The sequence below is a fragment of the Rhizobium sp. L51/94 genome, from assembly GCF_019355555.1.
Lineage (GTDB): Bacteria > Pseudomonadota > Alphaproteobacteria > Rhizobiales > Rhizobiaceae > Rhizobium > Rhizobium rhododendri.
The window spans coordinates 1,414,984-1,427,797 of record NZ_CP072141.1 but is presented as its reverse complement, the minus strand read 5'-3'; the positions used below and the strand labels follow the sequence as shown (position 1 = coordinate 1,427,797).

7 protein-coding genes are annotated in these 12,814 nt (G+C 61.5%); 4 read left to right on the top strand and 3 right to left on the bottom strand.

Features of this window, described 5'->3' with window-relative positions:
- Nucleotides 1-20 precede the first annotated feature (20 nt).
- From J5274_RS06970 to J5274_RS06960, 3 genes are all read right to left on the bottom strand, one after another.
- Entirely contained in the window at nucleotides 21-350 is a 330-nt protein-coding gene (locus J5274_RS06970) for a type II toxin-antitoxin system PemK/MazF family toxin (protein WP_142823967.1), read from the bottom strand.
- A complete protein-coding gene (locus J5274_RS06965; RefSeq protein ID WP_142823966.1) occupies nucleotides 350-607 on the bottom strand; it encodes an AbrB/MazE/SpoVT family DNA-binding domain-containing protein in 258 nt (85 codons plus the stop codon). Before J5274_RS06965 ends, J5274_RS06970 begins: the two co-directional genes overlap by 1 nt.
- 86 nt (nucleotides 608-693) lie before the next feature.
- A complete protein-coding gene (locus J5274_RS06960; protein ID WP_142829129.1) occupies nucleotides 694-2,490 on the bottom strand; it encodes an acyl-CoA dehydrogenase C-terminal domain-containing protein in 1,797 nt (598 codons plus the stop codon).
- Nucleotides 2,491-2,982: 492 nt separating this feature from the next.
- Here J5274_RS06960 and J5274_RS06955 point away from each other — a divergent pair, with 492 nt between their 5' ends.
- The 4 genes from J5274_RS06955 to J5274_RS06940 all read left to right on the top strand — a co-directional run bounded on the left by J5274_RS06955 (nucleotide 2,983) and on the right by J5274_RS06940 (nucleotide 12,376).
- Nucleotides 2,983-6,816 (top strand): peptidoglycan-binding protein, encoded by a 3,834-nt coding sequence (locus J5274_RS06955; protein ID WP_142829127.1) that lies wholly within the window; start codon nucleotides 2,983-2,985, stop codon nucleotides 6,814-6,816.
- 195 nt (nucleotides 6,817-7,011) lie between these two features.
- A complete protein-coding gene (locus J5274_RS06950; protein ID WP_224128227.1) occupies nucleotides 7,012-8,172 on the top strand; it encodes an efflux RND transporter periplasmic adaptor subunit in 1,161 nt (386 codons plus the stop codon).
- Nucleotides 8,169-11,321 (top strand): efflux RND transporter permease subunit, encoded by a 3,153-nt coding sequence (locus tag J5274_RS06945; RefSeq protein WP_219274892.1) that lies wholly within the window; start codon nucleotides 8,169-8,171, stop codon nucleotides 11,319-11,321. Before J5274_RS06950 ends, J5274_RS06945 begins: the two co-directional genes overlap by 4 nt.
- 182 nt (nucleotides 11,322-11,503) lie before the next feature.
- Nucleotides 11,504-12,376: a prohibitin family protein gene (locus J5274_RS06940; protein WP_142823962.1), complete on the top strand. Its 873-nt coding sequence runs from the start codon at nucleotides 11,504-11,506 to the stop codon at nucleotides 12,374-12,376.
- Nucleotides 12,377-12,814 lie beyond the last annotated feature (438 nt).

Here is a 12,814-nt window from a genome sequence, read left to right as displayed (position 1 = left end):
CCAAATTCGATCTCGTAATATTAGTCGAAGAATATAGTGATCCGGGCAAGCACTTCGAACATGATGAAATCCGGCACACTTTCCACGTATTTCCCGCCGCGCGCCCTGAGGTCGAGCGACCGCAGCTGATTGCACAGGATCACACCCGAACTCCGCGTTCCCGCGCCGGACAACGACACGGCAAATCCTTTGAAACGGGCAAACTCACCGCCGGTCGTTATAGGCACCACTATCGGCGTGCCGATGGCATTGAAGCTTTTCTTGGTAACCACCAGCACATACCGCGCGCCAGCCTGTTCACGTCCACGGATCGGTTCTAGATCGACGTGCCAGATGTCTCCGCGATCCACTAGATGACCTCTCGGCCAGACGGTGCATCATCGAGCCATTCCCGATCTTCCTCTGTAAACGGTGCATCAAGATCGCACTGCGCCAAAAGCTCATCGAGCGTGTACTTCGGCCGCTTGTGCGGAACCGCAACGACGCGCCCATCCTCTGCCAATACCTCGACCTTGGTATTGGCTGTCAGTCCCAACTCATCAACTACAGCTTTCGGGATCGTCATCATGACAGAGCCTCCCACATTGCGAAGTGTCGATGTCGCCATTTTCGCCTCCAAAAGTTATATCAATATATAACTTTCAATCATGCTTCACAAGATGCGGACTCGACCTCAGATACCGCTTCTGCAGATCAAAACGCCTCCGCCGGCAGCGCCATCATGGTGTCTGCGCCGGCCTCGACGCGGGTGCGGCGTAGCGCGGTTTCCGGCAGGATGCGCTCCATGTAAAAGCGCCCGGTCACCAGTTTGGCCTCGAAAAACTCCGAACGAGCACTGTCGCCGGAGGCAAGGCCTGTCTGCGCCGCTTTGACCATCTTCGCCCACATGTAACCGAGCACGACGAGGCCGAAGAGGTGCATGTAATCGGTGGAGCCGGCACCGGCATTGTCGGGCTTTGCCATGGCGTTCTGCATGAACCACATGGTCGCGGCCTGGGCGTCGCCGAGGCTCTTCTTCAAGGCCTTGGTGAACGGTGCCATCGCTTCGTCGGCGCGGTTCTCCTCGCAGAAATCGCCGATCTCCTTGAACAGCGCCATCACCGCGCGGCCGCCGTTGAGGCCGAGCTTGCGGCCGACCAGATCGAGCGCCTGGATGCCGTTGGCGCCCTCGTAGATCATCGCAATGCGGGCATCGCGGACATACTGGCTCATGCCGTTGTCCTCGATATAGCCATGGCCGCCGAACACCTGCTGGGCCATGACGGCGTGCTCGAAACCCTTGTCCGTCATGACGCCCTTGAGGATGGGCGTCAAAAGGCCAAGGATGTCGTCGGCCAATTGGCGCTCCCTTTCATCGGTCGCGCGGTGGGCGATGTCGGATTGCAGGGCCGTCCACAGCAGGAAGGCACGACCGGCCTCGTTGAAGGCTCGAATGGTCATCAGCGTCCGGCGGATATCGGGGTGGACGATGATCGGATCGGCCTTTTTGTCCGGCGCCTTTGCCCCCGACAGCGAGCGGCCCTGGATACGATCGCGGGCGTAGGCGGCGGCGTTCTGGTAGGCGACTTCCGAGATCGACACGCCCTGCAGACCGACGCTGACGCGCGCCTCGTTCATCATCACGAACATGGCGGGCAAGCCTCGGTTCTCGGTGCCGATCAGGTAGCCCGTCGCGTCGTCGTAGTTCATCACGCAGGTGGCGTTGGCGTGAATGCCCATCTTGTGCTCGAGGGCGCCGCAGCTGACACCATTTCTGGCGGCCGGTGCACCGTCTTCGCCAATCAGGAATTTCGGCACGATGAACAGCGAGATACCCTTGGTGCCCTCCGGTGCGCCCTCGATGCGGGCAAGCACGAGATGAACGATATTCTCCGTCAGGTCGTGCTCGCCCGCCGAGATGAAAATCTTCTGGCCGGAAATCCGGTAGCTGCCATCAGGCTGTAGCACGGCCTTCGTGCGCAGCAGACCGAGATCGGTGCCGCAATGGGGCTCCGTCAGGTTCATCGTCCCCGACCATCTGCCCTCGACCATTTTCGGCAGGTATGTGCGCTTCTGCTCCTCCGTGCCGTGCACGAGGATCGCAGACATCGCTCCGTGCGTCAGGCCGGGATACATCATAAGTGCCATATTGGCTGAAGAGGTATATTCGCCGACGGCCGCATGCAGCGTATAGGGCAGCCCCTGGCCGCCGAATTCCTCCGGCACTGCAAGCCCTGTCCAACCACCGGCGCAATAGGATTCATAGGCCTGCTTGAAACCTGTTGGCGTCGAGACATTGCCGTCATCGCTGCGCCGGCAGCCTTCCTGATCGCCAGAATAGTTGAGTGGAAACAGTACTTCCTCGGCCATCCGGGCAGCTTCGCCAAGGATGGCCTCGATCATCTCGGGCGTCGCATCGGCAAAGCCCGGCAGATTATTGTAGCGCTCGAGGCCGAGCACATCGTTGAGAATGAACAGCGTGTCGCTGACGGGCGCCCGATAGACTGGCATCGTTCAAATCCTCCAATTCGCAAAGACGAGGCCAAGGCTCCGTCCCTGCAACAAGCCTATGAAATATTGACGTGCGCGTAAACGTCAAATGTATGACCCGAGGGTAAAACTTTTGTGTCGGAGGGGCGATGGGTGCCGTATGCGAGACCCCAGGCGCTGGCACCGGGAGAAAGTGCGGCTCGGCTTCCTCAGAGATATCTTGTGTCCGCAATGGCCGGGCTGGTGCGCATTGAACAAAGGTTAAAGAAATTTTCGGGAAAGTTAACGGGTTCTTTACCACGTTTTGCGAATTTTGCGGCGTGAGCGGAGTGATCCGTATTCCATGCCGCAGTTTAGATTTTTGGAATACAGCGATCTCCACCGGTCACAGGAATGCGTACCGTAATACGCCCTTGCGTCTGGTGCTCTTCAGTCACTGCAGTTTTCGATGGCAGCGGCGCGAGTACCGGGGGAAACAGCCCGCAAGGGTCAAATGTCGAAGTGAGCAACACGATGAGCGGATCTCCATCACATCCTCCCCTGATGAACGACAGGACGGCTCTCGATGCACTCAGCCGCACGATCGAGGGTCTAGAGGCCCGCATCGAAGGTCTGATGGGCGCAGCAGGCGGTCTGGAAACGGCGCGCCCGCAGGCACCAGCGGCAGCCGTGTCGTCTGCAGCCCGCCCGGCGCTCGCAGAGAGATCCAATCGTCTGGACCGCGCTGTCGCCAGCCGCGAGGCTAACGACAGGCCATCGCGCGCCGAAGCACCGGCGCCAGCTCCACGCTCCGATCCCTTTGCCGAAATCCGCCAGCGCCAGCGCATACTCGGGGCCAGCCGCGACCGCAGCCAGGCCGCAGAGCAAGAGGCACCCGTCCGTCCGCCGCTCGCACCGCGCGCCGCAGAACCCGTGGCCTCGCGCCAGCCCGTTGCCCGCGTTGCGGCCGATAGCCGCCCTGCAGCGGATGCGATGACCGAGATCGCCCAGGCCCTGGTCAGCCTGCGCCACGACCTCAAGAAAGACATCGCAGACGGGGTAGCGCGCGAGATGGGCGCACTCCGGGCCGAGATCCGCACGATCAAGGGCGCCGCCGAAGACCATAATTTCGCAGACAGCATGCGCGCCGATCTGACGCGTCTTGCCGACAGCATCGACCAGCTGGCAAACACCGGTGCCAGCCACGGCTCCGAGGCCGCCGCCCTGAAGGCAGAGTTCGACGATCTTCGCGCGCTGATGGACGGGCTTGCCCGCGAGGAATCCGTGCGGGGAATGGAGAGCCGTTGGGACAGCGTGGAAGATCGGCTGCAGGCTATCGACACATCCGGCCTGCAGGAAGAGCTTGTCGCGCTGGCCTACCGCATCGACGATATCAAGCGGCAGCTCGGCGGCATGAACGATAGCCCTGCGGTGCATGCGCTGGAAGAAAAGCTGATTTCCATTGCCACTGCGATGGAGCAGTTCGGCAACCTCATGCAGCCGCGCGACCGCGCCATGACCGAGCAGTTCACCGCGATCGATACGCGCCTCGACGAAATCAGCCGGGCGATCGCCGCCAGCGGCCGCAGCACCGCCAACACGGCCGATCCGGCGCTGATCCAGCGCCTCGAAAACCGTATCAGCAGCCTCGCCGACCAGATCGACGTGATGAGCAGCGAAGCCATGTTGCGCTTCGAGCCGACCATGGATCTGGCAAGCCGTATCGAAAGCCTCAGCAGCCGCATCGACGACATGGCTCATGCGGAAACCGCGATCAACCTCGAAGAGCGACTGAACGAGCTGTCGCGGCTGATGGAAAGCTCATACAGCCAGGCGCCGCAGCCGGATCTCACCGTTCACCTCAGCGATATTTCGCGCAAGATCGATGCGCTCGACCAGGGTGCGGTCAACGACGTGCTGGCCGAACGGCTGGAGCAGCTGGCCCGCCGCATCGACCAGATCGACATGCATCCGCCGGCGTCGGCCTTCGACGAGACGGTCGTCGTCAGGCTCGAAAGCCGGCTCGCCGATATTGCTTCCCGGCTGGAGGAAAGCACCGCTGCCGCACCGACCGACAGTCACGCCTTGCGCGGACTGGAAGACCAGATCGCTCACCTCTCCGAACTCCTGAGCGAGCCGCGCAACGGCTTTCCGGTCGAATTCGACCAGCGCATGAGCGCTATCGAAGACTATATGAGCACCAACGACGAATACGTCATCGAAGCCGCTCGTCAGGCAGCCGAGACTGTCGTGCAGGCTTATTCCCGGCAGGGCGCGATGAACGGCGCGGCACCTGCGGCCGAGATGTCGGCATTGGCGGCGCTGGCCGAGGATCTTCGTCACCTCGAGGACATCAGCCGCAGCAGCGACGAGCGCACGCACCGCACATTCGAAGCCCTGCACAATACGCTGGTCCAGATCGCCGACCGTCTCGACAACATGGAGCGCAGCAAGCCCGCCGCCCGCATGCCGGCCGCCGAGTTCAACCCGCCGCCGCTCGAATATGCCGATGCGCCGCAAGCCCGTGCTGCCGCACCTGCGCAGAAGAGCGGACCGGTGATCCGCACCGCATCCGCTGCAGTGCCGATGGCAACCGTCGCTGCTGCGCGAGCCGCCGCCGATACCGCGGTACCGGGCGTAGCTGAGGTCACCAACGCCGACGCAATTCCTATGGATGCCGAAACCAAGGCGCGCATCAAGGCGGCGGTCAAGAGCGAAGGCGGCAAGCCGAGCCTCTTTGCAGCCCTCGGCAAGCGTCTGCGACCGGGCCGCAAGGCAGACACAGAGGCCTCGACCGACCGCCAGGTGATCGACCCGACGCCGTCGATCGATTCGGGCGACATGATGCATGCCGACGAGGCGAACGAGTTGCTGGAGCCCGGCTCCGGCGCGCCGGATATCAAGAAGATCCTCGAAAGGGTGCGGGCCAGCCAGAATGCCGCCCGCAATGGCGCAGGCAAGCCGCAGACCGAAAACGAACGTGCCGACTACATCGCCGCCGCCCGCCGCGCTGCCCAGGCCGCTGCCATGGAAGTCGACCAATCGCGAACAGCGCCCACGGTCAAGGGCCCCGGCAAGACGGGAACTTTCGCGCGCTACCGCCGCCCGATTCTGCTCGCCGTCGGCGCTGCATTGCTGGCGCTCATGGCGTTTCCGCTGGTCCACTCGTTGACCGGCAAGCAGGCACCGGCACCCGCCGAAGTGTCCGCTTTGACCTCGGCAGCGACCCCGGCGCCAGCAGCAACCGATCCTGCAGCCGCCGTTCAGCCGCAGCCCGCCCCTGGCCCGACACAGGCTGCGCCAGCAGAGCCTGGCATGGCGACGCAGACTGCCCACTTGGCATCGCCGGCTCCGGCCGGTAGCGATACCGCCAGCCAGCCGCTGACCTCGCCGGGCACACCTGCGCCGGGAATGGCGAATGCGACGCCGTCGGCGACAACCGCTCCGGACGTCGCTGCAGCCAACACCGCAGGCGATGCCACGACACCGGCAGCTCCTGCTGCCGTCATCGCCGTCCCGGACAGCATCCAGCCGCCGGCACTTGCAGATGCGGCCCGCCAGGGCGATCCTCTGGCACTCTTCGAGATCGGCGCGCGCTTCACCGAAGGCCGTGGTTTGCCGACCGATCTGAAGCAGGCGGCAAGCTGGTACCAGCTCTCTGCCGACAAGGGCTTTGCCCCGGCACAGTACCGTCTCGCCAGCATGTATGAAAAGGGCAATGGCCTCGACCGAGATCTCGCAAAAGCCAAGCAATATTACCAGCTGGCAGCCGACCAGGGTAACGCCAGCTCCATGCACAATCTGGCGGTTCTGTTCGCATCCGGCGCCGCTGGCCCGCAGGATTATGCCGCAGCTGTCGACTGGTTCACCAAAGCCGCCAATTTCGGCGTCTCGGACAGCCAGTTCAATCTCGCCATCCTCTATGCACGGGGCAACGGCGTGAAGCAGGATCTCACCGAATCCTACAAGTGGTTCGCCATTGCCGCCAAGGGCGGCGACAAGGATGCGGCACAAAAGCGCGACGAAGTGGCCAACTCCCTGAAGCCAGACCAGCTGCAGGCCGCCAAGGAAAAGGTCGATCTCTGGAAGCCGCAGCCACTGGACGACCAGAGCAACCGCGCCGATATTCCCGACGCATGGGCGGGCAAGAGCGTCCACACCGGCTCGGTCGATATGAAAAAGGCTGTCCGCAACATTCAGGCGATCCTCAACAACAACGGCTTCGACGCCGGCACGCCTGATGGCAACATGGGCGACAAGACGGTTGCAGCGCTGAAAAGCTTCCAGAAATCGGTCGGCCTGACGCCAGACGGCAAGATCACCGATCAGGTCGTCAAGCAGCTGCTGGCCCGCAACAAGCCCGCCTGAGACCGATCATTCATCCGCAAATGCCCGGCCGGAGAAATCCTGTCGGGCTTTTTCGTATCGAGATTGTCGAGAAAAAAAGGTCTCTTCAGCCCCGCATCACTGGCGGCATAGATTACCCGAATCTCATAAAGTTAACCGGAATGAACCAAAGTCGGATTGCTGCGTTACAGAGCGAAATCCAAGCAAGGGTGGCGAATGAAGTTTTTTGCGCTGACGTCTGCGTCTCGTGGCATGGCCATCCTGGTCGCGGCTCTTATCCTCCAACCCATCAGTGGTGCTTTTGCTGCCGATAGCGAAACGACGGAAGCGCCGCCCATCCCGGTCACGGCAATAACCGCCAAGCGCGAAACCATCCACAGGGTCATCAACGGTATTGGAACGGTGTCTTCGCTCCAGTCCGTTCTGGTGCGTCCGCGCATAGACGGGCAGGTGATGGAAATCCCTTTCACGGAGGGGGAGATCGTCCAGAAAGGAAGCGTCCTGCTGCGGCTGGATGACCGCCAGCTGGTATCCGACCTGACGTCTGCCAAGGCGAAGAAAGCCCAGGACGAGGCCCAGCTGCGCAGCGCCAAGGCGGATGCGGAGAGATATGCAGGCCTTGCGCAAAAGGGCATCGCGTCCACTGCAACCGTCGAGCAGAAAAATGCGTCCAGCGACCAGCTTTTCGCCGCCGTCCAGTACGACGATGCGGCAATCAAGAATGCCGAGACCCAACTCGGATTTGCGACCATCGTCGCCCCTTTCACCGGCCGCACCGGTTTTCGCCAAGTCGATACGGGCAGCGTCATCAGCGCAAGTTCGTCGACGGGGATCGTGACGATCACACAGATGGACCCCATCGGCGTGTCGTTCGTCGCTCCCGGCGATCGGTTTGCGGAAATCCGGGATGCTCTGAAACAGGGCATTGCCGAGGTCGAGGTATCGGCAACAGATGGCACCCGGCAACTTGCCAAGGGCAAACTCTCGGTAATCGACAATTCGGTCGATGCGAGCAATGGGTCGATCCACCTTCGTGCCGATTTCGACAATGGCGACAGCCGCTTGTGGCCCGGCCTGCCGGTTGCGACGCGCTTGACGGTCGAGGTTCGCGACGGCGTCGTGGTGCCCGACAAGGCTTTGGCGCGCGGCCCGTCGGGTCTCTATGCCTATGTCGTCGGAAAAGACGGCAAGGTTGAGAAACGCGATGTCGTCTCCGCCTTCGTGACAGATGCCCGTGCTTTGGTAACGAAGGGCATTTCGGAAGGCGATCAGGTCGTCATGGACGGCCAGTCGCGCATCGGCGACGGCGTCAAGGTCAGCGTCACCCCCTGGACCGGTTCCACGACCGGAGAACTTGCGGAGAAGCAATCCCCATGAGCGGCATCGATCCCTCCCAGACCGCTCAGCCTAAAGACTCGAATTTCTTCAGTTTTTTTATCGATCACCCCGTCGCCACCGGCCTTATCATGGCCGGTATTTTCCTCGTCGGTGCCATTTGCTATCCGCTGATGCCCGTATCGGCACTGCCGCAGATCGACTTTCCAACGATCCAGATCGCGGCAAGCCTTCCCGGCGCGTCGCCGGAGACGATGGCATCGAGCGTTGCCCAGCCGATCGAGGAGGCGCTTTCCCGGGTCAGCGGGATCACCGAGATGACATCGAGCAGCTCGCTCGGCACCACGTCGATCACCATCCAGTTCGCGCTCAGCCAGGACATACAGACAGCGGCGAGCGATGTGCAGACGGCGATCAGCGAGGCGTCCGCAACGCTTCCGAAGGACATGCCGTCCCTGCCAACGGTCCGGAAGGTCAATCCCGCCGATGCGCCGGTCATGCAGCTGTCGGCGACCTCGGACACGCTGACGCTACCGGAGCTCGACGAGTACATTGAACGAAACGTCGCCACCAAGATCGGCCAGGTTTCCGGCGTTGCCTATGTCAATATCGGCGGCAAGCAGAAGCCGGCGATCCGCATCGGTGTCGATCCCGGTCGCCTCGCGCAATCAGATGTGACGCTGGAAGATGTCCGCTCTGCCATCGGCAATCTCAGCCTCAGCGCCCCCAAGGGCAACATCGACGATCCGACCCGGACGTTTCCGATCTACACCAACGACCAGATTACAAAGTCGGCCGACTGGAACGATGCTGTCATCGCCTACCGCAACGGCGGGCCGGTGCGTATCCGCGATATCGGTGCCGCCGTCGATGGCGCCGAAGACTCGAAGATGGCACACTGGACGAACGGTGAGCGAGGGATAGCCCTCGACGTATTCAGGCAGCCGGGCGCAAACGTCATCGGCGTCGTTGACGCAATCAAATCCCAGCTTCCCGCCCTGCAGGCATCGTTGCCACGCGCTATCAAGCTGGAACTCGTGACCGACAGGACATCGACGATCCGGGCGTCCGTCGAGGATGTCCAGTTTACGCTGATGCTGACCATCGGGCTCGTGGTGCTGGTGATCTTCCTGTTCCTGCGGGATATCAGGGCAACCATCATCCCGGCGCTTACCCTGCCGATTGCCCTTGTTGGCTCGCTCGCACCGATGTGGGTGCTGGGTTTCAGCCTCGACAACCTGTCGCTCATGGCGCTGGTGGTGGCCGTCGGCTTCGTCGTCGACGACGCGATCGTCATGCTCGAAAACATCACCCGCCTGATCGAGGAGGGTCTGGAGCCAAAAGAGGCGGCCCGGAAGGGAGCGCGGGAGATCGGCTTCACGATCATTTCCATCAGCCTTTCGCTGATCGCCGTTCTCATCCCCATCCTGCTGATGGGCGGCATCGTAGGCCGAATGTTCCGCGAGTTCGCCGTGACACTGACGATTGCCATCGCGATTTCGGCCTTTGTCTCGCTCACGCTGACACCGATGCTGGCGTCGCGCTTCATCAGATCCGTGCCCAAGGAGCAGCATGGACGGCTCTACCGCATGGGCGAGGCATTCTTCGACTGGTTGCTCTCGCTCTACGCCCGCAGCCTGGCCCGCGTGCTGCGACACCCCTACGTGACACTGACCGTCTTCCTCGGGACCATCGCGCTGACGGGGTACCTCTTCTATATCATCCCCAAAGGCTTTTTTCCGGAGCAGGACACCGGCTTCATCGCAGGCCAGTCACAGGCTTCACCGGATATCTCCTACACCGAGATGGCCAAGCTGCAGGAGCGCGTCAGCGCCATCATCCTCAAGGACCCAGCGGTCTACAGCGTGTTCATGGATGTCGGCGGCGGCAATGGCGGCAACGCGCTCAACCAGGGCCATGTCAACATCACGCTGAAACCGCTGTCGGAGCGCGATGCAAGTGCCAAGGAGGTGATCCAGCGGCTTGGTATTGCCCTCAACCAGCAGCAGGGCATCAAGCTCTTCATGCAGTCCGCGCAGGATATCAACATCGGCGCACGGCCCGCCAAGACCCAGTATCAATATACGCTTCAGGACGGCAATATCAGCGAGCTCTCGCAATGGGCAACGAAGGTGACGAACAAGCTGCAGAGCCTGCCGGAACTGCGCGACGTCGGCAATGACCAGCAGGCGGAGGCTCCTAACCTGTCGATCCATATCGACCGGGCTGCTGCCTCGCTTTACGGCGTCCTTCCGGCAACGATCGACGACACCCTGTACGATGCCTTCGGACAGCGGCAGGTGGCGTCCTACTCGACACAGACCGACACCTTCCACGTCATCCTCGAGGTGCTACCAGACCTGCAGCGCAAGATCGCAACGCTCGACCAGCTTTCCGTCCGCTCCAGCAGCGGCACGCTAGTTCCGCTGTCAGTTGTTGCCAAGTGGACGACGAACGGGGTGTCGCCGGTTTCGATCTCTCATCAGGGACAATCGCCGGCAGTGACGATCTCGTTCAACCTGGCACCCTCTGTCGCACTCGGACAGGCAACGCAGGCAATCGAGGCCGCCGTACAAGGGTTGCAACCACCGGCATCGCTGCAGGCGAGCTTTTCCGGCAGCGCCAAGGCCTTCCAGGAGTCGCTGGCGACGGTACCGCTGCTGATCCTGGCTTCGCTGATCGTCGTCTACATCATCCTCGGCGTGCTCTATGAAAGCCTGCTGCATCCGCTGACGATCCTATCGACACTGCCGTCCGCAGGCCTCGGAGCGCTGGCGGCTCTGATGATTTCGGGCTTCGACTTCGGTCTCGTCGCCATGATCGGCGTCATCCTGCTGATCGGCATCGTCAAGAAAAACGGCATCATGCTGGTGGATTTCGCCATACAGGCGGAAAAGGACGAGGGCCTGACCAGCGAACAGGCCATCACCAAGGCGGCGCATCTGCGTTTCAGGCCGATTCTGATGACCACCATGGCAGCCTTGCTCGGCGGAATTCCCTTGGCGATAGGACATGGCACGGGATCAGAACTGCGCCAGCCCCTCGGTTACGCCATCGTCGGCGGCCTGATCGTCAGCCAGATCCTGACGCTCTACACGACCCCGGTGATCTATCTGCTACTCGACAGGCTGGGAAAACGGCGCGCAAACAGCAATCCGGAGCTAAAGGCAGGGGCCGCCTCTCCGGCGTGATGCACGACGGTCGTTCGGGTCCTTTGGGACGAAAGTTCCCGTCGAACATAACGCGCGCAGTATCGATGTCATGAGAGCCGAGCGTCTGGCCATTGCCATGGAGCCTTCGTTTATTTCATATAATATGATCGTGCCGCTTCTAGCCCAGTGAAAGTCCGCCGCAACAGACAGTGAGAAGTACCATGACCGAAACTGCCTCACGCATACCGCTCAAATTTATTGCCAGCGTCGCAGTCATCGCGCTGGTCGGACTGCCGGTTATATTGGGTTCCTGGTACACGATCGATCAAGGCGAACGCGGTGTGATCACGCGCTTCGGTGCAGTCGTTGGCACGGCGGATCCGGGCCTTGGCTTCAAGACGCCGTTCGTCACGGTCGTTACGCGCTTTCCGGTCCAGACACAGATCATCAAGATCGAGGATACGGAAGCCTACTCGCAGGACCAGCAGCCTGCCCATATGCAGCTTTCCGTCAATTACAGCATTACGCCTTCGCAGGTCGTCGATGTCTATAGCCAGTTCGGCAGCGCCGAGGGACTTGCCGACCGTCTGATCCGTCCGCGTATCCAGCAGCAGGTCAAAAACGTCTTTGGACATTACACGGCGGCAACGGCCATCAGCCAGCGCGACAAGCTCAACACCGATATCCGCCAGGCGCTGAGCGACTCCGTCAAGGGGCCGGTCATGATCGAAGGCGTACAGCTGGAAAACATCAAGTTTTCGAAGCCGTACGAGGAGGCAATCGAAGCCCGCATGACAGCGGAAGTCGAGGTTCAGAAATCGGCACAGAAAGCGCAGAACGAGAAGCAGCTGGCGCAGATCACCGTGACCAAGGCGCAGGCCGATGCGGATAGCCAGCTTGCCCTCGCGACTGCCCAGGCCAAAGCCATCACGCTCCGTGGTGAGGCCGATGCGAACGCCATCCGGGCCAAGGGAGAGGCGCTCCGCGACAACCCTGCGCTTATTCAATACCAGGCTATCGGCAATGGTTGGGACGGCAAGCTGCCCACCTCGATGACGCCCGGCGGCGCCTTGCCGTTCATCGGCGTCAGGTAGCCAGATCTGCCGACCGTTGACGCGGCGCGCTGGCGGGGAGATATTCTCCTCGTGAAGCCTCGTCCTGGCGGCATCAACGTCCCCCCGTGAGTGGGGAGCCTAATCCGGAGTGCTTATTTGCGTCATGTGGCCCTCATCGCGTTGAGGTCGTTGATCATCAGCCTGACAATTGTCGCGGCGCAGCATTTTTGGGGAATTGCATTTCCGCATGACAGCGTAAAATACTCGCTACCATCGTTTGGAATCCTGTTTCTGGTCGGATTTGTTCTCTCGTTGTTTTTCGAGATGTTCCAGAAGGCGCGATGAGCGACAGCATTCCTGCGCGGTGTCGGCGTTGTGGCATTTACCACACCTTTCGGAAAAATGCTTCGGCCCAGGAATGGCGATTGACTTAACATCGCCAAACCCAAACTTTCCTTAACGGGTTCCGGCTAGGGT